The 19,438-nt window shown below is 64.8% G+C and carries 19 protein-coding genes and 1 riboswitch; of the genes, 12 read left to right on the plus strand and 7 right to left on the minus strand.

Annotated features, from left to right (window positions below; genetic code table 11):
* Positions 1 to 54: 54 nt before the first annotated feature.
* A complete protein-coding gene (locus HNE05_RS19020; RefSeq protein WP_173210285.1) occupies positions 55 to 801 on the minus strand; it encodes a LytR/AlgR family response regulator transcription factor in 747 nt (248 codons plus the stop codon).
* Positions 798 to 1,880, minus strand: a complete 1,083-nt coding sequence (locus tag HNE05_RS19025) for a sensor histidine kinase (protein ID WP_173210287.1) — start codon at positions 1,878 to 1,880, stop codon at positions 798 to 800. The genes HNE05_RS19020 and HNE05_RS19025 overlap by 4 nt, the downstream gene beginning before the upstream one ends.
* Positions 1,881 to 2,097: 217 nt before the next feature.
* On the opposite strand from HNE05_RS19025, the gene argH reads away from it, so the two are divergent.
* The 4 genes from argH (at position 2,098) to HNE05_RS19045 (ending at position 5,106) form a co-directional block, all read left to right on the plus strand.
* Complete coding sequence (argH, locus tag HNE05_RS19030; protein ID WP_173210289.1) at positions 2,098 to 3,492, plus strand: argininosuccinate lyase; 1,395 nt, start codon at positions 2,098 to 2,100, stop codon at positions 3,490 to 3,492.
* A 27-nt stretch (positions 3,493 to 3,519) separates the two neighbouring features.
* Entirely contained in the window at positions 3,520 to 3,762 is a 243-nt protein-coding gene (locus HNE05_RS19035) for a hypothetical protein (protein ID WP_173210291.1), read from the plus strand.
* A 19-nt stretch (positions 3,763 to 3,781) separates the two neighbouring features.
* Positions 3,782 to 4,261: a GNAT family N-acetyltransferase gene (locus HNE05_RS19040; RefSeq protein ID WP_173210293.1), complete on the plus strand. Its 480-nt coding sequence runs from the start codon at positions 3,782 to 3,784 to the stop codon at positions 4,259 to 4,261.
* An 89-nt stretch (positions 4,262 to 4,350) separates the two neighbouring features.
* On the plus strand, positions 4,351 to 5,106 hold the full coding sequence (locus tag HNE05_RS19045) for an endo alpha-1,4 polygalactosaminidase (RefSeq protein ID WP_173210295.1): 756 nt from the start codon (positions 4,351 to 4,353) through the stop codon (positions 5,104 to 5,106).
* 57 nt (positions 5,107 to 5,163) lie between these two features.
* Here the strand turns inward: HNE05_RS19045 and HNE05_RS19050 are convergent, their stop codons facing one another.
* Positions 5,164 to 5,823 (minus strand): glutathione S-transferase family protein, encoded by a 660-nt coding sequence (locus HNE05_RS19050; protein ID WP_173210297.1) that lies wholly within the window; start codon positions 5,821 to 5,823, stop codon positions 5,164 to 5,166.
* A 133-nt stretch (positions 5,824 to 5,956) separates the two neighbouring features.
* Here HNE05_RS19050 and HNE05_RS19055 point away from each other — a divergent pair, with 133 nt between their 5' ends.
* The 5 genes from HNE05_RS19055 (at position 5,957) to HNE05_RS19075 (ending at position 11,153) form a co-directional block, all read left to right on the plus strand.
* Complete coding sequence (locus HNE05_RS19055) at positions 5,957 to 6,229, plus strand: hypothetical protein (protein ID WP_173210300.1); 273 nt, start codon at positions 5,957 to 5,959, stop codon at positions 6,227 to 6,229.
* 98 nt (positions 6,230 to 6,327) lie between these two features.
* Positions 6,328 to 7,104 carry a substrate-binding periplasmic protein gene (locus HNE05_RS19060; protein ID WP_240008782.1) on the plus strand — a complete coding sequence of 259 codons (777 nt, stop codon included), beginning with the start codon at positions 6,328 to 6,330 and terminating at the stop codon, positions 7,102 to 7,104.
* An 85-nt stretch (positions 7,105 to 7,189) separates the two neighbouring features.
* On the plus strand, positions 7,190 to 7,432 hold the full coding sequence (locus HNE05_RS19065) for a TIGR02647 family protein (protein WP_173210304.1): 243 nt from the start codon (positions 7,190 to 7,192) through the stop codon (positions 7,430 to 7,432).
* Between the two features lie 153 nt (positions 7,433 to 7,585).
* Positions 7,586 to 10,438 (plus strand): class I adenylate cyclase, encoded by a 2,853-nt coding sequence (locus tag HNE05_RS19070; RefSeq protein WP_173210306.1) that lies wholly within the window; start codon positions 7,586 to 7,588, stop codon positions 10,436 to 10,438.
* Positions 10,439 to 10,457: 19 nt separating this feature from the next.
* Positions 10,458 to 11,153 carry a glycine-rich domain-containing protein gene (locus HNE05_RS19075; RefSeq protein WP_173210308.1) on the plus strand — a complete coding sequence of 232 codons (696 nt, stop codon included), beginning with the start codon at positions 10,458 to 10,460 and terminating at the stop codon, positions 11,151 to 11,153.
* 76 nt (positions 11,154 to 11,229) lie between these two features.
* On the opposite strand, the gene HNE05_RS19080 is transcribed toward HNE05_RS19075, so the two are convergent.
* Complete coding sequence (locus HNE05_RS19080; protein ID WP_173210310.1) at positions 11,230 to 12,030, minus strand: lipase family protein; 801 nt, start codon at positions 12,028 to 12,030, stop codon at positions 11,230 to 11,232.
* Between the two features lie 514 nt (positions 12,031 to 12,544).
* Positions 12,545 to 12,991, minus strand: coding sequence for a c-type cytochrome (locus tag HNE05_RS19085; protein ID WP_173210312.1), 447 nt, complete (start codon positions 12,989 to 12,991; stop codon positions 12,545 to 12,547).
* A 187-nt stretch (positions 12,992 to 13,178) separates the two neighbouring features.
* Positions 13,179 to 13,273, plus strand: a riboswitch (S-adenosyl-L-homocysteine riboswitch).
* An 8-nt stretch (positions 13,274 to 13,281) separates the two neighbouring features.
* Here HNE05_RS19085 and ahcY point away from each other — a divergent pair.
* The 3 genes from ahcY (at position 13,282) to HNE05_RS19100 (ending at position 18,061) form a co-directional block, all read left to right on the plus strand.
* The gene (gene ahcY / locus HNE05_RS19090; protein ID WP_173210314.1) at positions 13,282 to 14,691 is read left to right on the plus strand and encodes an adenosylhomocysteinase; all 1,410 of its coding nucleotides are present in this window, start codon (positions 13,282 to 13,284) and stop codon (positions 14,689 to 14,691) included.
* 73 nt (positions 14,692 to 14,764) lie between these two features.
* Entirely contained in the window at positions 14,765 to 15,610 is an 846-nt protein-coding gene (gene metF / locus HNE05_RS19095) for a methylenetetrahydrofolate reductase [NAD(P)H] (protein ID WP_173210316.1), read from the plus strand.
* 567 nt (positions 15,611 to 16,177) lie between these two features.
* Entirely contained in the window at positions 16,178 to 18,061 is a 1,884-nt protein-coding gene (locus HNE05_RS19100) for an RNA helicase RhlE2 (RefSeq protein ID WP_173210318.1), read from the plus strand.
* 216 nt (positions 18,062 to 18,277) lie between these two features.
* Here HNE05_RS19100 and HNE05_RS19105 read toward each other — a convergent pair whose 3' ends face one another.
* Positions 18,278 to 18,853, minus strand: a complete 576-nt coding sequence (locus tag HNE05_RS19105; protein ID WP_173210320.1) for a YceI family protein — start codon at positions 18,851 to 18,853, stop codon at positions 18,278 to 18,280.
* A gap of 24 nt (positions 18,854 to 18,877) precedes the next feature.
* On the minus strand, positions 18,878 to 19,432 hold the full coding sequence (locus HNE05_RS19110; RefSeq protein WP_173210322.1) for a cytochrome b: 555 nt from the start codon (positions 19,430 to 19,432) through the stop codon (positions 18,878 to 18,880).
* Between the last annotated feature and the right edge of the window lie 6 nt (positions 19,433 to 19,438).

Below are 19,438 nucleotides of genomic sequence, written 5' to 3' on the forward strand. Positions count from 1 at the left end.
CGAGGTCGGCGCCGGATTGCCGCGGCCAGCGCCAACCCATGCGGCCACAGCCGGTTAGAGGTTGTTCATCAACTTGCGCACCCCGGCCACATGCCGGCGGCTAACGGTCAGGGCGTCGCCACCCAAACCTTTGAGGTACAGCTGGAAGTGCCCCAGCGGCGTGCGCTGCAGCCGCTCGATGCGCTCGCGGGAGACCAGAGCATTGCGGTGGATACGCACGAAGCGGTCACCGAACTCGTCTTCCAGCGCCTTCAGCGGCTCATCCAGCAGCACCTCGCCACCTTCATGGCGCAAGGTCACGTACTTGTGGTCGGCGATGAAGAAGATCACATGCTCCAACGGAATCAGCTCGATACCTTTGCGCGTGCGCGCACTGATGTGGCTGCGCGGGCCGGCACCGTTGGCGCCGGCCGGGCGGGTCAGCGCGGCGAGCTGCACGCGATTGGGCCGCTCGGCCTTCTTCAGCGCCTCGGCCAGCGCTTCGGGCCGCACCGGTTTGACCAGATAGCCCACGGCGCTGACCTGGAAGGCCTCCAGGGCGAATTCGTCATGGGCGGTGCAGAAGATCACCGCCGGCGGCGCCTCGCGCTCGCACAGCTTGGCCGCCACCTGCAGGCCATCGAGGCCGGGCATGCGGATATCCAGCAGCACCACGTCGGGCTTCAGGCTGTCGATCAGGGCCAGGGCCTCTTCGCCATTGCTTGCCGCAGGCTCGAGGACACGACAACCCTCGAGATCGCCAACCAATCGGCTGAGGCGCTCGCGGGCAAGGGGTTCGTCATCGACGATCAGCACATTCATATTGCTCTGGCTTCCTGCGTGAGTCTCTCACATGGATAGCGTAGACAGGTGAAGTGGCGCCCGTCACGGCGATCCACGCTGAGACTTGCGCGCGGCCCGAAAAGTGCCGCCAAACGCGCATCTATATTCACCAACGCCTGATGGGTGCCGCGCGACGGCCGCTGCTCGACACCTTCGTCATAGGGGTTGCTCACACAGAGCTGGAACACCCCGTCCTCATACTGCGCCTCAACCCGCACCAGCCCGCCTTCGATGCGCGGCTGGATGCCATAGATCAGGGCATTTTCCAGCAGCGGTTGCAAGGTCAGTTGCGGGATCGGCAAATCATCCGGTACTGCGTCCACCTGCCAATCCAACTGTAGCCTGTCGCCGAGCCGATATTGCTCGATCGACAAATATCTTCGCGCCAGCTCCAGTTCATCGTGCCAGGGCACCAGCGTGCCGGGCTTGGCCAGGCTGGCGCGGAACAGGTCGGACAGATCGAGCACCGCCTGCTCGGCCTTGTACGGGTCGATCACCACCAGGCTGGCGATGCTGTTCAGGCTGTTGAACAGGAAGTGCGGGCGGATGCGCGCCTGCAAAGCCTCGATCCGCGCGCGCAGTTCCGCCTGTTGCTGCCGACGCCACTGGCTCTGCAGATAAAAATAGCGCAACAGCAGCGCCGACATGATCAGGCTGATCAGCCCATGGCGCAGGTACAGGTTGACCTCGCCACTGCGCGGCAACGGCCCGCCCAGCTCGAAGTAATCCGCCACAGCGGTGCACGCCAGGGCCAGGCCGACCACGATGGCGCAGCACAGGCTGCCGGCCAGCGCCGCGCGCAGGCGCGCCAGCAACGGGCGCAGACGGCACAGCAGCGCGGCCGAGAGCAGCACGATCCACTGCACGAACAGCGAGGTCAGCGCCAGACGCACCCAGTTGAAGCCGGGCTGCATCGGCTCGGAGAGCACCAGCACCAGTACCAGCAACTCGGCGAGCAGGACCATGCTCAGCAGCGCTTCGGGCAGGCACAGCTCCGGCAGGAAGAAGTCGTCGTCCGGGCCGAGGCTGCGCCCTTGGTTGAACCATTTGATTTGCATCCCGGCAGTTTCCTTGTGCACCCCTCAGGCGGCAAGCCAGAGCGCTGCGGATGGGCGAAATAAGGCACCCAAGTGTCGTCCCGAGCTTAAAACTGTGAGCGCGGCGACATTTCCCTGCCGGCGGAACGGAACCTCGGTTTTACCGGCAAGGCTGTTATTATCGGCACACTTTTTCCTTTTCGCAGGCGCTGCGCCTGCCTTTCCCGCGAGTTCTGCCATGAGCACCGAGAAAACCAACCAGTCCTGGGGCGGCCGCTTCAGCGAGCCGGTCGACGCTTTTGTCGCCCGTTTCACCGCCTCCGTCGAGTTCGACAAGCGCCTGTATCGCCACGACATCATGGGTTCCATCGCCCATGCGAGCATGCTGGCCAAGGTCGGCGTGCTGACCGACGCAGAGCGCGACAGCATCGAGGCCGGGCTCAAGCAGATCCAGGCGGAAATCGAAGCCGGCCAGTTCGACTGGCGCATCGACCTGGAAGACGTGCACATGAACATCGAGGCGCGTCTGACCGACCGCATCGGCGTCACCGGCAAGAAGCTGCACACCGGCCGTAGCCGCAACGACCAGGTGGCCACCGACATCCGCCTGTGGCTGCGCGACGAAATCGACCTGATCCTCGCCGAGGTCACCCGCCTGCAGCAGGGTCTGCTCGGCCTGGCGGAAGCCGAAGCCGACACCATCATGCCCGGCTTCACCCACCTGCAGACCGCTCAGCCGGTCACCTTCGGGCATCACCTTTTGGCCTGGTTCGAGATGCTCAGCCGCGACTACGAGCGCCTGGTCGACTGCCGCAAGCGGGTCAACCGCATGCCGCTGGGCTCGGCGGCCCTGGCCGGCACCACCTACCCGATTGCTCGCGAGATCACTGCAGAACTGCTCGGTTTCGACGCCGTTGGCGGCAACTCCCTGGATGGTGTGTCCGATCGCGATTTCGCCATCGAATTCTGCGCCGCCGCCTCACTGGCGATGATGCACCTGTCGCGCTTCTCCGAAGAGCTGGTGCTGTGGACCTCCGCACAGTTCCAGTTCATCGACCTGCCCGACCGCTTCTGCACCGGCTCCTCGATCATGCCGCAGAAGAAAAACCCGGACGTGCCGGAGCTGGTACGCGGCAAGACCGGCCGCGTGTTCGGCGCCCTGACCGGCCTGCTGACCCTGATGAAGGGCCAGCCGCTGGCCTACAACAAGGACAATCAGGAAGACAAGGAACCGCTGTTCGACGCCGCCGACACTCTGCGCGACTCGCTGCGCGCCTTCGCCGACATGGTCCCGGCGATCAAGCCCAAGCGCGAAATCATGCGCGAGGCGGCCCGCCGCGGCTTCTCCACTGCCACCGACCTGGCCGACTACCTGGTACGCAAGGGCCTGCCGTTCCGCGATTGCCACGAGATCGTCGGCCACGCGGTGAAATACGGCGTCGACAGCGGCAAGGACCTGGCCGAGATGAGCCTGGCCGAACTGCGCCAGTTCAGCGAACAGATCGGCGACGACGTGTTCGCCGTGCTGACCCTGGAAGGCTCGGTCAACGCCCGCGACCATATCGGCGGCACCGCACCGAACCAGGTGCGCGCCGCCGTGCTGCGTGGCAAGGAGCTGCTGGCGACACGCTGATCGCCAGACGAGGGAAAGGGACTTCCCATGTTCGAACTGTTGTTACGCGGCCTGCTTTTCCTGGGCGAAGCCGTTCTGGAGCTGATCTTCAGCTACCTCTTCTATAGCGCGGGCTGGCTGGCGCTGCGCTTGCTGACCCTGGGCCGCTATCCACGCCTGCCGCTGCGCGTGTCCGACCCCATGAACTCGCACAGCAGCTGGATTGCCGCCTTTGGCTTCCTCTGCCTGGTCGGCCTGCCGCTGACTACCCTAGCCCTCCTCTACAGCTGAACACTTCGAGAGCATTCGCATGAGCCTGCATATTCGCCCCGCCACCGCCGACGACGCCGCGCTGATCCTGCGCTTCATCACCGACCTGGCCATCTACGAGAAGGCCGAGCACGAGGTGAAGACCGATGTGACCGGCATCCGCGACAGTCTGTTCGGCGCCGGCAGCACCACCCACGGCCTGATCTGCGAGCAGGACGGCGTACCCGTCGGCTTCGCCGTGTACTTCTTCAGCTACTCGACCTGGCTGGGCAAGCACGGCATCTATCTGGAAGACCTGTATGTCGCTCCCGAGCACCGTAAGCTCGGTGCCGGCAAAGCCCTGCTGCGCCACCTGGCCCAGCTGGCCGTGACCAAGGGCTGCGGGCGCATGGAGTGGGCGGTGCTGGACTGGAACACCCCGGCCATGGAGTTCTACGAAGCCTTTGGCGCCCGCCCCAAGGACGACTGGGTCTGCTACCGCCTGACCGGCCAGGCGCTGCTGGACTTCGCCGCCGGCTGAGCCCGGCGCCCTACCGCCCGGCGCCCGGCACTGGGGCGGTGGGGATCACTCGTCTATGTTGCATAGCCTATCCATCAGGTAGTCCCACCATGCGTTTGCTGCTCAGCCTTGCCACCCTGCTGTCCATCGCCGCCCCCAGCCTGGCCGCGCCACTGGCCATTCCGGCCAGCAGCAGCTGGCATCTGCAGCTCAATGGCACGTTGCAGACGCCCAACCGGCATGTCTACGACATCGACCTGTACGACACGCCCAAGCAGACCATCGGCAACCTCAAGGCCCAGGGGCGCATCGTCATCTGCTATTTCAGCGCCGGCACCTGGGAATACTGGCGCAGCGACGCCAAGCTCTACCCCAAGGCTGCCCTGGGCAAGCCGCTGCCAGACTGGCCCGGCGAGCGCTGGCTGGACTTTCGCCGCAGCGACGTGCGCGCGCTGCTGGCCAAGCGCCTGGACCTGGCACGCAACAAGGGCTGCAATGGTGTCGACCCGGACAACGTGGACGGCTACAGCAACGCCAACGGCCTCAAACTGACCCAGGCCCAGCAGCTCGACTTCAACCGCTGGCTGGCCAAGGAGGCACACAAGCGCAACCTCAGCGTCGGCCTGAAGAATGCCGTCGACCTGCTGCCGCAACTGGCCAGCCATTTCGATTTCGCCGTCAACGAGAGCTGCTACCAGTACAACGAATGTGCCGGCTATTCGCTACTGCGCAGCCAGGGCAAGCCGGTGTTCATTGCCGACTACCGGGCCTACAACAGCAAGCTGTGCAGCCAGGCCAAGGCTTCCGGCTATCGCCTGCAGTTCTTCAAGCTCGACCTCAAGGGCGTCGGCAAGCCCTGCCCCTGAAACGCGGCTACCCGCCAGATACTCCCGGGACGGGCCGCCCCGGCGCAGGGGCGGCACTCAGCCCTTGGCCTTGATCGCCGCGAGAAAGTCAGTCATCGCCGCCTGCTTGTCCGCGGCGATCTGCTGCACATGCGGGTTTTGCTCGAGCAGGGCGAACAGCGCACGGGCCTGCGGCAACTCGGCCAGCAGATCGAGGGCGAACAGCTTCTTCGCCACGATGCCGGCCAGATCCAGGCTGTAGAGGAAATACAGGTCGGCCAGGCTGAACTGCGCGCCGGCCACATAGGGCGCGAACTTGCCGTGTCGCTTGAGGGTGGCCACCCCGGCCAGCAGATCGGCCTTGGCCTTGCTCTTGGTCAACTCGTCGACCTTGCCACTGAAGAACACTTCCAGGTAGCAGCTGCGCGCGGGCAGCTCGATGTACAGCTCGATCTCCTTCATCAGCGCACGTACGTGGGCCCGCGCGTAGGGCTCGGCCGGCAGCAGCGGACGACCTTCGCCGCGCTCCTCCAGGTATTCGAGGATGGCACTGGTCTCGTTGATATAGCCCTGCTCGGTCTGCAGCACCGGCACCTTGCCGCGCGGACTGATGGCAAGGAACTCCGGGCTCTGCCCGCCATGCACGACGACCGTCTCGAAGGGCACGCCCTTTTCCAGCAGGGCCAGCTTGACCATATTGAAGTAGTTGCTGACGGCGAATCCGTGAAGCTTGAGCATAGCGCTCTCCATGGGCAGGGACTGCCAGAGTTATAGCCGAACGGGCGCGCTGCGACAGGCCTATCAAAACCCTGAATACCCAGGCAAGCAGCCACTCATGGCAAACTGCGCGCCTGCCACCGAGGAGTCGCCCATGAGCGAACATGACGACAGCGAAGAAGCCTTCGCTGAAGAAACCCTGATCCAGGCCATCGAGAACCAACTGGAGGCGGACAGCCCACCCGCCGCCAAGGCCACCTTCAACAAGCTGACCCTGGTCGGTTACGAGCGCGAGGAAGTTCTCCAGCTCATGGCCCTGGTACTGGCCCACGAGATCGGCGCCATGTTGCGCGACGACCGTGCCTTCGACATGGACTGGTACGAGCAGGCCCTGCGCGCCCTGCCCGAACTGCCAAGCGAAGACTGAAAAGCTGCACCGAGGTTCGGCAACTTTCTTGACCTCGGTCTATTCCGCGCCGAGCGCACGCTGCTATGGTGCGGCAATACCCCGGCCGGGATGCACATGTGTTGGATCGCCCCGCTCGCCACCTTCGTCTGCGCCTACTGAGCGCCCTGTTGTGCCTGTGCCTGCCGGGTTGGGCAGTGGCAGACGACGTGCTGCGCATCGGTGCGGAAGACGACTGGTACCCCTACACCGCTCTGCGCGACGGCCAGGTGCAGGGCATGTCGGTCGACATCGTGCGCGCCGCCTTCGCGGCCACCAACACCCGCATCGAGTTGCAGCCCTATCCTTATTCGCGCTGCATGGAGCTGACCCGCATCGGGCAACTCGCTGCCTGCTTCAATACCGCACCCGATGCGCGCATCGCCTCCGAGTTTCGCCTGCCCCAGGAAGCGCTGTTCAGCGATGACATCCTGCTCTGGGCCAATAGCAACCAGGCGGCACCCGTTACCGATCTCAAACAGCTGGCCGGGCGCAAGGTCGCCGTAACCATCGGCTACGAGTACGGTAGCGCTTTCGACAGCAACCGCGACCTGCTACGGGTGCCCGTGCGTCGCGACCGCAATGGTTTTCGCATGCTGCAGCACGACCGGGTCGAGTTCACTGCCGCCTACCGTGGCACCGCGCAGGCACTGTTTCGCGAAGAGCCGGAGCTGCGCGGCGCGTTCAGCCTGGTGGCCACCCTGCTGCAGGCCAAGCTCTACCTGAGTTTTTCCCGCTACCACCCGCAGGCCGAAGCCATGCAGCAGCGTTTCGACCAGGGCATGCGCATAATCAAAGACAACGGCCGCTACCAGCAGATACTTGCCCAGTGGCAGCATCAACAGGCGGCAGACTGAGCCGCGCCCGCTACACTGAAAACTGGTCGCGGGCGCGCCGACACGTCAACAGACCCTAGCCCCATAACAAGAACCCGGAGTCCTTATGGCCTACACCCCCGAACTGATTGCCGAGATGGAAATCCTCGCGCTGTACAACCTGGATAACGTGCAGGAGGGCATCAAAGTGCATAACAACGCCACCAACAAATGCCAGGCGGCCATCACCCGCCTGCACGAAAAAGGTCTGGTCACCCAGGCCGACGGCGGCTACCTGACCAGCCTCGGCCTGGATGCTGCCGAACACGCCCAGGCCCTGCTGACCATCCTCACCCCGCAACACGCCTGACCCGGTTCGCGCTGCGGGCCAGCCAAGCCCGCAGCGCCAAGGTTCTGCTTGCCCTACAGCTCAGCCAGCGCCCTGCCGATACACCGACAAGGTCCCCTGCCACGTCATCGCAACGACTGGTAGGCTTGCCGTAATCCCCGGCTCGAGCAGCACATGACGCGCACCCAGGAAATCCGCCCGGACATCAATGACGGCATCGACCGCAAGGTGCTGGGACAACTGCGCGCGCGCTTTCTCAAGGTCAACAGCGGGCGCCTGGCGCGGGCCATGCAGGCACTGTCGACACGCCAGCAACTGGTGCTCAAGCTGTTGCCACTGCTGCTGCATGTGAACCATCCGCTGCTCCCCGGGTACGTTTCCGGCACCGCGCCTGCCGGGCTGTGCGGCTTCGAGCCGAGTGACGAACTGCTCGCCGAAGCCACCCGCCTGACCCGCTCCTTCATCTACAAGCCGCGCCGCGGTAATCCGCCGCTGCCCATCCATGGCCTGTTCCTCATGGGCAGCCTAGGCACCGTAGCCCAGGCCGAACAGAGCGACATGGACCTGTGGGTCTGCCACGCGCCGAACCTGGACAGCAAGGCCCTGCACGAGCTGCGCAAGAAGTGCGACCTGCTCGAAGCCTGGGCCGCCACCCAGGGTGCCGAGGCACACTTCTTCCTGGTCGACCCGGCCCGCTTCACCATCGGCGACCGCGAGGACGCCCAGCTGACCTCCGACGACTGCGGCACCACCCAGCACTATCTGCTGCTGGACGAGTTCTACCGCACCGCGATCTGGCTCGGCGGGCGCACGCCGCTGTGGTGGCTGGTGCCGGTCTACGAGGAGGCCAACTACGCCGCCTACACCCACGCCCTGCTGAGCAAGCGCTTTATTCGCGCCGAAGAGGTGCTCGACCTCGGCCATCTGGCACGCATTCCGCCGGGCGAGTTCATCGGCGCCGGCATGTGGCAGCTGTTCAAGGGCATCGAGTCGCCCTACAAGTCGGTGCTCAAGCTGCTGCTCACCGAGGTCTACGCCAGCGAGCACCCGCGGGTGGAATGCCTGAGCCTGCGCTACAAGCAGGCGGTGTTCGCCAACCACCTCGACCTCGACGAGCTGGACCCCTACATCGTGGTCTACCGCCGCCTGGAGGAATACCTCACCAGCCGCGGCGAGCTCGAGCGCCTGGAGCTGATCCGCCGCTGCCTGTACCTCAAGGTCAACAAGAAGCTCAGCAGCCCGCCGCGCAACCGTGCCAAGAGCTGGCAGCGCCTGCTGTTCGAGCGCCTGACCGGCGAGTGGCACTGGAGCCAGCGCGAGCTGGCGATGCTCGACAGCCGCAGCCAGTGGAAAGTCCGCCAGGTCAGCGCCGAACGTCGTGCGCTGGTCAACGAGCTGACCTACAGCTATCGTTTCCTCTCCCAGTTCGCCCGCAGCGAGCAGACCGGCAGCCAGCTCAACAGCCGCGACCTCGGCGTGCTTGGCCGGCGCCTGTATGCGGCCTTCGAGCGCAAGGCCGGGAAGATCGAATTCATCAACCCCGGGATCGCCCCGGACCTGGCCGAAGACACCCTGACCCTGGTCCACAGTGCCAGCGCCGAGGCCGGCGGGGAAACCCAGTGGGCGCTGTACAACGGCAGCCTGAACGGCCAGGAATGGCCGGACTTCGCCCCACTGAAACGGGCCCGCGAGCTGATCGAACTGCTCGCCTGGTGTCACCGCAACGGCGTGATCGACAGCAGCACACGCCTGTCGCTGCATCCGGGCAGCAGCGACTTGAGCGAGTTCGAGCTGTCCAACCTGCTCAGCAGCCTGCAACAGACCCTGCCCCTGCCGATGCCGCCGGTGGCGGAAGAAGCCCTGCTGCACGGTGCCGAACCAGCCGAGGTGCTGCTGCTGATCAACGTCGGCCTCGACCCGCTGAAGGCGCACAGCCAGCTCAACGTGCACATGACCACCGGCCGCACCGACTCGCTGGGTTATTCCGGGGTGCGCGAAAACCTGGTGGTGACCCTCGACCAGGTCAGCCTGAACAGCTGGAACGAACTGCTGGTCAGCCGCTACGACGGCCCCAATGCCCTGCTCGACTGCCTGCGCGACTATATCAATGGCCTGTCCGCCGACGGCCGCCACCCCAGACTGCAGGTCCGCTGCTTCTGCCGTAACCGCGCCGCCGCCATCGCCCAGCGCGTCGAAGAACTGTTCCGCGATGTGCTGGTCAGTCTCGGCAGCCACCGCCATAGCCGGTACCTGTTGCAGGTGCAGCAGCACTATCACGTCCTCGAACTGCAACCGGGCCAGGTCAGCCACAGTGCCCTGGCCGACCTGCCGGCCCTGATCGAACACCTCGGCGAAGAACAGGCGGACTACAGCCCGCTGCAGGTCGACCGTTTCGCCCTGGAAGGCGAAGATCTGGCGCTGATCCTGCCGCTCGGCCGGCCGCAGTGCATCCAGGTTTTCTATCGCCTGGACGGCCAGCAGGCCGAACTCAGCGTGCTCGACGAGCACAACGCACTGTGGCGCCAACGCCTGCCGTATCGCGATGAGCAAAGCCTGCTCACCCCGCTGCAGCGCTTTCTGCAGTCGGTGCTGTACCGGCGCAACGCCCTGCTGCCGCTGGACAATCCACTGCCCGCAGCAGCGCTCGAAGTGCTGTATTACGAAGTGCTACCCGCGCCGCCCCACCGCGCCCGCCACCTCGAGCGCCGCACACCGCCACAGGCGCCGGTGAGTCATCCGTTCTACGACGTGCAGGCCATCGTCGAGCCAGCCGACCAGGCTCACGTGCATGTGACCCTGTACTGCAACCATCGCGAGTTTTCCGAGCTGGAATATGGCGCGGACCTGTTCGCCGCCGTGGCCCGGCACATCCTCGCCCAGCGGCGCACCAGCGAGCGCTATCCCTGCTACATCACCGACCTGGACCTGTCGCGCATTCTTGGCGACGGCCAGGCGGAGACCATTCACTACCTGCGTTACAAGAGCGAACTGGAAGCGGCGTTGAACAACGCCCTGCAAAACGCCTGAACCGGACAAGGATGCCACGATGCCCCTTACCCTCTCACTGCTCGGCGCGGCCGCCCTCGGCAGCGGCTACTGGTTTTGGCGCAAGCTGCGCCGCCAGCAACGCGATGCGTTCATCGCCGGCTTCGCCTTTCCCGACCGCCTGCGCAGCAAGCTGCAAGAGCGTTACCCGCACCTCACGCCGACCCAGACCGGCGAGGTGCTGCGTGGCCTGCGCGAGTACTTCCAGCTGTGCCGCCTGGCCAACCGGCGTCTGGTCGCCATGCCCTCGCAGGCGGTAGACCTGGCCTGGCACGAGTTCATCCTCTACACCCGCCAGTACCGGGCCTTCTGCCGCAAGGGCCTGGGACGCTTCCTGCACCATGTACCGAACGACGCGATGCCCAGCCAGCGCAGCGCCAGCGAAGGTATCCGCCGCGCCTGGCGCCTGGCCTGCCTGCGCGAGAACCTCGACCCAGGGGCACCCGCACGCCTGCCGCTGCTATTTGCCCTGGACGCCCAACTGGGAATCGCCGATGGCTTCCACTATCGCCTGGACTGCGGCGCCAACCCCGGCAGCTACCGCAGCGGCGATGCCTACTGCTCCAGCCACATCGGCTGCAGCTCGGGTTGCAGCAGCGGTTGCGGCGGCGACTCCGGCTCATCCTCCAGCGGCAGTGACGGCGCAGGCGATGGCGGGGGCTGCGGGGGTGGTTGCGGAGGCGGAGGCGGCGACTGAACCTCGCAGAACCTGTTTATGATCTTTTGAGCTAGAGCCAGGCAAGGCCGACGATCAAGAGATCCTAAACAGGTTCTCAGCCGCTCATTGGCGATTGCGGATTTTGCAGGGCATACAGGTAACTGCCCTCCAGGCTGTGATTGGCCAACACGCTGGCATAGCTGGCGGTAAAGCTCACCGCCAGCCCCAGGTGCAGGTAGAGGTAGTCGCCGGTGACCGCGGGTGGAATCTCCGGCACCAGGTCGCTGTCATTGACCACCCGGTAGGTCGGGATGCCCAGGCCGTTGTAGCCGGCGGCGAACTGCGGCGAGGCCAGCCGCGGGCTGGCGAAGTTGTAATGCTGCAAGGGCTGGTCGGGCCAGCGCTCGTGCACGTCGAGCACCGCCATGCTGCTCAGCGCACAGCCCAGGCTATGCCCGCAGACCCAGATCGGCCCGCGCGGCTGCAGGCTGTCGAGCGCCGCCAGGGCCAAGTCGCGCAGCGAGGTATAGAGCTTGAGGAAGCCATCATGCACCGGGCCGGCGCCATCGCCCCAGGGCCAGGCGCGCTGATCGACATCCAAGTCATCCAGCCAGTCGTGTACGGACTCGGTGCCGCGCAGCACCAGATAGGTTTCACCCTGGTCATTGGCGGCGGCGAAGCCGAACGGCTCGGACTCGTTGAGAAAGTGCAGCTCGCTGAGAATGCTCCACACCGGCGCGGAGAAGCGCCAGCCCGGCATGTCCGGCGGGGTCCAGTGGAAATCCTCGGGCCGATGCGGCTGACGCTGAGCCAGCCACTGACGATATTGCCCGTAGGCCTGATCGACCAGGCGCGCGCACAGCAGGGCGCGGTCGAGGGAAAAATCCCGGGGGAAGTACAGGGGTAGGCTGGACATACGGGGCCTCCTTGCCGGCGTGTGGCTTTGTCACTCTAGTCTACTGATGACTGGCAGACGCCGGCATCGTTCCATGCCGAACCGCTAACAATTAACGCAGCTGAGAGCTACTACGCAAACCTGCATTATTCAATCGAGCAGGCCTGAACGAGTCTAGCGCCAACCACCCCATACGGCGCCGGAGACGCGATAGGGCAAGGTCATACCCAGAACACCACGACAGGGGTTGGTCGGCGTGGGGCTGGCCGGCATCGCCTTCTGCGTACTGCCGAGCCTGGGCGCGAGCTGCCCTGCAGCCCCGGCAATGGTCAAGCGACGCTGCCGGCGATCGCCCGCAGCCTGCTATCCGACCAGCGCAGCGGTCACTGAGATCATGCATATTTCCACCCGATAGGTGCTTGGCGATGAGCGCATTCCGGCCGAGCGCCCTGGATTGCCCGCACACCACCATCGTGGCAGGAGACGTCCCGTCGGGTGCGCCCGACGTCCAATCGACAAAGCCCGCAGCCGCTATTCAGTACGCGCGAAACGCCTTGTGGCAGGTTTCGCAACTGTCTTCCACGCGCTGCACCAGTGGTGCCACAGCCTGCGCTGTCAGCGGCTGTTGCGCGCTGGCAGTACGCAAGGCTGAAGTGGCCGCCTCCAGCTCACGGGCCAGTTGCTGGAAGCGTTGCTGCTCCTGCCACACCTCGGGCTTGGCGCTGCTGCGCTCGCTTTCGGCAATCTGCGGGAAATGCTGCCAGGGCTGACGCGACAGTTCATCGAGCTGCTGTGCGCCCTGAGCAAAGCGCGGCGCGTCGAACGCCAGGCGCCCGCGCAGCATGCCGCCGAGATCTTCGCTGGTCTTCAGCATCTGCTTGAACAGGGTCTGGCGCTTGCCCTGCGGCGAATTGGGATCGACACCGCCACAGGCAACGAGCAGGGCACAAACACAGAACAGCAACAGGCTTTTGGCTTTCATGGTGAGCGCGGACAAACTGAAAAAGGGTCGCCAGTATCGCCACCCACCCGGCCGCGGCCAAGTAGGGCAATTGCCGCAGGTCGCCACAGACTGCGGATAAGCGACGGAAAGCCTTGGGCTTGCCTGCGCAGCTGGCTATAATCGCCAGGCTTCACGTGGCCGGCACAGCTCCGGTCGCTCCCGCCACCTGTCCGAGGGGCGCTGCAGCAGGTTCTCAACCATAGAGAACATGTCAGGCTCGGTCAGGGCGTTAACCATACGCATCAACGGCGCCCATTCGCAGACAACGAATGGAGAGCTATTGCATGAGCGCTGCTTTTAATGACTTCAAAGTCGCCGACATTTCCCTGGCTGCCTGGGGCCGTCGTGAACTAATCATCGCCGAATCGGAAATGCCTGCCCTGATGGGCCTGCGCAGCAAATACGCCGGCGAACAGCCGCTGAAAGGCGCGAAGATCATCGGCTGCATCCACATGACCATCCAGACCGGCGTGCTGATCGAGACCCTGATCGCCCTCGGTGCTGAAGTGCGCTGGTCGTCCTGCAACATCTTCTCGACCCAGGATCAGGCCGCTGCCGCCATCGCCGCCGCCGGTATCCCGGTATACGCCTGGAAAGGCGAGACCGAAGAAGAGTACGAGTGGTGCATCGAGCAGACCATCCTCAAGGATGGCCAGCCGTGGGACGCCAACATGATCCTCGACGACGGCGGCGACCTGACTCAGATCATCCACGAGCGCTACCCGGCCATGCTGGACAAGATCCACGGCGTAACCGAGGAAACCACCACCGGCGTGCACCGCCTGCTCGACATGCTGAAAGCCGGCACCCTGAAAATCCCGGCGATCAACGTCAACGACTCGGTAACCAAGAGCAAGAACGACAACAAGTACGGCTGCCGTCACAGCCTCAACGACGCCATCAAGCGCGGCGTCGACCACCTGCTGTCGGGCAAGCAGGCCCTGGTTATCGGCTACGGCGACGTGGGCAAGGGCTCTGCCCAATCGCTGCGCCAGGAAGGCATGATCGTCAAGGTTTCCGAGATCGACCCGATCTGCGCCATGCAGGCTTGCATGGACGGCTTCGAAGTCGCCTCGCCGTACCTCAATGGCCTCAACGATGGCAGCGAAGCCAGCATCGACAAGGCCCTGCTGGGCAAGATCGACCTGATCGTCACCACCACCGGTAACGTCAACGTCTGCGACGCCAACATGCTCAAGGCCCTGAAGAAGCGCGCCGTGGTGTGCAACATCGGTCACTTCGACAACGAGATCGACACCGCCTTCATGCGCAAGACCTGGGCCTGGGAAGAGGTCAAGCCGCAGGTGCACAAGATCCACCGCACCGGCGCCGGCAGCTTCGACGCGCGCAACGACGACTACCTGATCCTGCTGGCCGAAGGTCGCCTGGTCAACCTGGGCAACGCCACCGGCCACCCGAGCCGGATCATGGACGGCTCCTTCGCCAACCAGGTGCTGGCGCAGATCTTCCTCTATGGCCAGAAGTTCGCCAACCTGTCGGCCGCCGACAAGGCCGCGCGCCTGACCGTGGAAGTGCTGCCGAAGAAGCTCGACGAGGAAGTGGCCCTGGAAATGGTCCGCGGCTTCGGCGGCGTGGTCACCCAACTGACCCCCAAGCAGGCCGAGTACATCGGCGTGACCGTGGAAGGCCCGTTCAAGCCGGAAGCCTACCGCTACTAAGCAGCCGCATGCTGTGAGCCTCAGGCCGCCAGTGCCCCGCGCACTGGCGGCCTGCCGCTAAAGGGAATCTGCTATGAGTCAAGAACGCCGTTACAGCTTCGAGTTCTTCCCCACCAAGACCGAAGCCGGGCATGAAAAGCTGATGACGGTCGCCCGTCAGTTGGCGACCTACAACCCCGATTTCTTCTCCTGCACCTACGGTGCCGGTGGCTCCACCCGCGATCGCACCCTCAACACCGTGCTGCAACTGGACGGCGATGTGAACGTGCCGACCGCGCCGCACCTGTCCTGCGTCGGTGACAGCAAGGAAGAGCTGCGCAGCCTGCTGCAGCAGTACCAGAACTCCGGCATCCGCCGCATCGTCGCCCTGCGTGGCGACCTGCCGTCGGGCATGGGCATGGCCAGCGGCGAACTGCGCTACGCCAACGAGTTGGTCGAGTTCATCCGTGCGGAAACCGGCGATCACTTCCATATCGAAGTCGCCGCCTACCCGGAAGTCCATCCGCAGGCACGCAGCTTCGAGGACGACCTGGCCAACTTCGTGCGCAAGGCCAAGGCCGGCGCCAACAGCGCCATCACCCAGTACTTCTTTAGCGCCGACTGCTACTTCTACTTCGTCGAGCGCGTGCGCAAGCTGGGTGTGGACCTGCCGATCGTGCCGGGCATCATGCCGATCACCAACTACAGCAAGCTGGCGCGTTTCTCCGACGCCTGCGGTGCGGAGATCCCGCGCTGGATCCGCAAGCAGCTGGAAGCCTATGGCGACGACCTGCAAAGCATCCAGGGCTTCGGCGAGCAGGTGGTCAGCGAGATGTGCGAACGCCTGCTAGAGGGTGGCGCACCCGGCCTGCACTTCTACACCCTGAACCAGGCCGAGCCGAGCCTGGCCATCTGGAACAACCTCAAGCTGCCGCGCTGAAGGTTGTCCTGCACTGAACCAGCCGGGCACTAGCCATAATGCTGTTCACTTAAGAAAACGCCGCGATTTCGCAGAGAAATCGCGGCGTTTTTTCTGCCGCGGACAATCTGTAGGAGCGAGCTCTGCTCGCGAACGGGGCCTCGCATAAAGCTTCGCGAGCAGAGCTCGCTCCTACGGTCTGAGTGCTTTATCTACCCCGACACTGGTGCAACGGCTTTTTAGCCAGTCGTAGCCCGGATGCAATCCGGGAAGCAGGCAGCTCCGCTCCCGGATTGCATCCGGGCTACAGGACAGTCCCCTCTCCACCGGCATTTTTCCTGATGCCCCCTACTAGTGACAGCGACAACCTTCCCCTGAGATTACCGCCACCCAGCCACTGAATCGGCCGACGGGCAGGTAGCTGCGCAAGGACCTGGCTCTGTTATACTCGGGATTCCCGCCAGGCTTGCGCCCGGATGCTTGCCCCCGAGGCCAGCAGTACCGGTCGGGATTGCGCGCCCCAGTGCCGTGATTCAAGCCAGGCAATACACCCCCATAGGGCTTCGCCCTCACTAGACAGGATTTCACATGTCCTTTGCCTCCCTCGGTCTCTCCGAGGCTTTAGTCCGTGCGGTCGAAGCCGCCGGCTACACCCAACCCACACCGGTGCAACAGCGGGCCATTCCCGCCGCGTTGCAAGGTCGCGACCTGATGGTGGCGGCTCAGACGGGTACGGGTAAAACCGGCGGCTTCGCCCTGCCGATCCTCGAGCGCCTGTTCCCCAACGGTCACCCGGACCGCGAACAGCGCCACGGCCCCAAACAACCGCGCGTACTGGTCCTGACCCCCACCCGCGAACTGGCCGCCCAGGTGCACGACAGCTTCAAGCTGTATGCCCGCGATTTGCATTTCGTCAGCGCCTGCATCTTCGGCGGCGTTGGCATGAACCCGCAGGTGCAGGCCCTGGCCAAGGGCGTCGATGTCCTGGTGGCCTGCCCCGGTCGCCTGCTCGACCTGGCCAACCAGCGCGCCATCGACCTGTCGCACGTGGAAATCCTGGTCCTCGACGAAGCCGACCGCATGCTCGACATGGGCTTCATCCATGACGTGAAGAAGGTCCTCGCCAAGCTGCCCGCGCAGCGGCAGAACCTGCTGTTCTCGGCGACCTTCTCCAAGGACATCACCGACCTCGCCGGCAAGCTGCTGCACAACCCGGAGCGCATCGAGGTCACCCCGCCGAACACCACGGTCGAGCGCATCGAACAGTGCATCTACCGCCTGCCGGCCAGCCACAAGCGCGCCCTGCTCGCCCACCTGATCACCCAGGGTGCATGGGAACAGGTGCTGGTGTTCACCCGCACCAAGCACGGCGCCAACCGCCTGGCCGAATACCTCGACAAGCATGGCCTGTCGGCCGTGGCGATCCACGGCAACAAGAGCCAGAACGCCCGCACCAAGGCCCTGGCCGACTTCAAGGCAGGTGATGTGCGCATCCTGGTCGCCACCGACATCGCCGCCCGTGGCCTGGACATCGACCAGCTGCCGCACGTGGTCAACTTCGAGCTGCCCAATGTCGAGGAAGACTACGTGCACCGCATCGGCCGTACCGGCCGGGCCGGGCGTAGCGGCGAGGCGATCTCTCTGGTGGCGCCGGACGAGGAGAAGCTGCTCAAGGGCATCGAGCGGATGACCAAGCAGCGCATTCGCGACGGCAACACCATGGGCTTCGATCCGTCCACCGTCGAAGTTGAAAAACCGGAAGTGCGCGGCCCGCGCCCGGAGCGCCAGCCGCGCGCCGATCGCCCGCGTCACGAAGCGAAGAAGCCGGAAGGCGCCGCCGTGGACAAGGAAAAGCGCTCGAACAACCGCCGCGACCGCCTCAAGCCGCAAGGCCAGGCCGCCGCCGGCGAGCAGCAGCCACGCCAGGCCCGTGAGCCGCGCGAGCCCCGTGCTCCGCGTGAGCAGCGCGAACCCCGCGCCGCCCGCGAGCCGAAGGCGCCGCTGACGCCGCCGCCAAATCGTGATCCGGAAGAATTCCTCGACGACGAGTTCGACAACTTTGGCAACCGCGCGGACTACGTACCCGTGCCGGCCAAACCGCAAGGGCGCGCCAACCCGCGTCGCGGTGGCCAGCCGGGCCAACCCGCGCAGGGTCGTAGCCAGGGCAAACCGCAAGGTCAGGGCCAGGGTCCACGCCAAGGCGCTGGTGGCCAGGGCAGCGGCAAGCCGAAGACCGGCCAACGTCCGCAAGGCCAGGGCCGTAACGGTTCGGGCCAGGGCCGCGGCGCCGGTGCTCCACGTCGCGATGACGTGCGCCAGGAGCGTCAGGAACCGGCCGTGCAGACCAAGCAGCCGCTGATCATCCGCAAGGGTGAGCGCCTGCCGACGCCGGAACAGCTGGACAGCCTGGCTGCCAGCCGTCCGCGCGGCGAGAAGCCGGCACTACTGACGCGCAAGTCTGAGCAGGAATAAAGAACCTGCCTAGGATCTCTTGATCGTCGGCCATGCTTCGTTGAAATTGGGCTCGGGCTGCTCATTTACAGCCCGTAAACTCCGCGCCCTCGCCCAATTTCGCCTTGCCCGGCTCTAGCTCAAAAGATCCTAAACAGGCTCTGAAGCGTTTCACCTGCCCATGAAAAAGCCGGCTTAGTGCCGGCTTTTTCGTATCTGCAGCAGACTGCGGCGAAGTTACTCGCGCACACCCTCTACCGACAGGATCAGCTCGACTTCCTGGGAAGCCGGGCCGAGGTCCTTCTGGATGTCGAAGTCCTTCAGCTTGAGCGTGGTGCTGCCTTCGAAGCCGGCACGGTAGCCGCCCCATGGGTCGCTGCCTTCGCCGAGGAACTTGGCCTTGATCACCACCGGCTTGGTCACACCGTTGAGGGTCAGGTTGCCGGTGATATCGGCGGTGTCTGCACCGGTCGACTTGACCGAAGTGGAGGCGAAGCTCGCGGTGGGGTTCTTCTCGACGTTGAGGAAGTCGCCGCTGCGCAGGTGCTTGTCGCGCTCGGCGTGGTTGGAGTCGACGCTGGCGGTGTTGATGCTGACGTTGACCTTGCTCGCCTCCGGCGCCTTGGCGTCGAAGCTGAAGCTGCCGTCGAAGTCCTTGAAGGTGCCGTACAGCCAGCTGTAGCCAAGGTGGCTGATCTTGAAGTTGATGAAGGCGTGCTGGCCTTGCTTGTCGATGGCGTAGTCGGCGGCCATGGCCTGGCCGGCGAACAGGGCGGCACCCAGGGTGAGGGCGGCGAGGGATTGCTTGAGCATTGTTCAGTCTCCTTGTGGGTTAGGTTACTTGCTGGCACGACCGAGCATGCGCGTCAGCGTCGCATCACGGTCGATGAAGTGATGTTTAAGGGCCGCCAGGGCATGCAGGCCGGCAAAAACCACCAGCCCCCAGGCGAGGTATTCATGCACCAGGCCGGCGATATCGGCCTGATCGGGAATGCTGGTCAGGGTCGCCGGAATCTCGAACAGGCCGAACAGGCTGATGCCCCGGCCATCGGCGGTGGAGATCAGGTAGCCGGAGAGCATCAGCACGAACAGGCCCAGGTACAGCGCGGCATGGCCGAGTTTGGACGCTAGCTGGGTCAGCTTGCCGTGGTTGCTCGGCGCCAGTGGCGGCGGGCTGAGCAAACGCCACAGCAGGCGGGCCAGCATCAGGGCGAAGAGGGTCAGGCCGATGCTTTTATGCAGATCGGGCGCGGTGCGGTACCAGCTGCTGTAGTAGTCCAGGCCGACCATCCACAGGCCCAGGCCGAACAGGCCGAAAACCACCAGGGCGACAACCCAGTGCAGCAGGATGCTGACCAGGCCATAGCGGGAACTCGAATTGCGCCATTGCATTGCGAA

The sequence above is a fragment of the Pseudomonas campi genome, from assembly GCF_013200955.2.
GTDB lineage: Bacteria > Pseudomonadota > Gammaproteobacteria > Pseudomonadales > Pseudomonadaceae > Aquipseudomonas > Aquipseudomonas campi.

Bases quoted from the DNA above. Each gene is read 5' to 3' on its own strand.
- HNE05_RS19020 (WP_173210285.1), bottom strand. From the start codon at position 801: ATGAATGTGCTGATCGTCGATGACGAACCCCTTGCCCGCGAGCGCCTC.
- HNE05_RS19025 (WP_173210287.1), bottom strand. From the start codon at position 1,880: ATGCAAATCAAATGGTTCAACCAAGGGCGCAGCCTCGGCCCGGACGAC.
- argH (WP_173210289.1), top strand. From the start codon at position 2,098: ATGAGCACCGAGAAAACCAACCAGTCCTGGGGCGGCCGCTTCAGCGAG.
- HNE05_RS19035 (WP_173210291.1), top strand. From the start codon at position 3,520: ATGTTCGAACTGTTGTTACGCGGCCTGCTTTTCCTGGGCGAAGCCGTT.
- HNE05_RS19040 (WP_173210293.1), top strand. From the start codon at position 3,782: ATGAGCCTGCATATTCGCCCCGCCACCGCCGACGACGCCGCGCTGATC.
- HNE05_RS19045 (WP_173210295.1), top strand. From the start codon at position 4,351: ATGCGTTTGCTGCTCAGCCTTGCCACCCTGCTGTCCATCGCCGCCCCC.
- HNE05_RS19050 (WP_173210297.1), bottom strand. From the start codon at position 5,823: ATGCTCAAGCTTCACGGATTCGCCGTCAGCAACTACTTCAATATGGTC.
- HNE05_RS19055 (WP_173210300.1), top strand. From the start codon at position 5,957: ATGAGCGAACATGACGACAGCGAAGAAGCCTTCGCTGAAGAAACCCTG.
- HNE05_RS19065 (WP_173210304.1), top strand. From the start codon at position 7,190: ATGGCCTACACCCCCGAACTGATTGCCGAGATGGAAATCCTCGCGCTG.
- HNE05_RS19070 (WP_173210306.1), top strand. From the start codon at position 7,586: ATGACGCGCACCCAGGAAATCCGCCCGGACATCAATGACGGCATCGAC.
- HNE05_RS19075 (WP_173210308.1), top strand. From the start codon at position 10,458: ATGCCCCTTACCCTCTCACTGCTCGGCGCGGCCGCCCTCGGCAGCGGC.
- HNE05_RS19080 (WP_173210310.1), bottom strand. From the start codon at position 12,030: ATGTCCAGCCTACCCCTGTACTTCCCCCGGGATTTTTCCCTCGACCGC.
- HNE05_RS19085 (WP_173210312.1), bottom strand. From the start codon at position 12,991: ATGAAAGCCAAAAGCCTGTTGCTGTTCTGTGTTTGTGCCCTGCTCGTT.
- ahcY (WP_173210314.1), top strand. From the start codon at position 13,282: ATGGAGAGCTATTGCATGAGCGCTGCTTTTAATGACTTCAAAGTCGCC.
- metF (WP_173210316.1), top strand. From the start codon at position 14,765: ATGAGTCAAGAACGCCGTTACAGCTTCGAGTTCTTCCCCACCAAGACC.
- HNE05_RS19100 (WP_173210318.1), top strand. From the start codon at position 16,178: ATGTCCTTTGCCTCCCTCGGTCTCTCCGAGGCTTTAGTCCGTGCGGTC.
- HNE05_RS19105 (WP_173210320.1), bottom strand. From the start codon at position 18,853: ATGCTCAAGCAATCCCTCGCCGCCCTCACCCTGGGTGCCGCCCTGTTC.
- HNE05_RS19110 (WP_173210322.1), bottom strand. From the start codon at position 19,432: ATGCAATGGCGCAATTCGAGTTCCCGCTATGGCCTGGTCAGCATCCTG.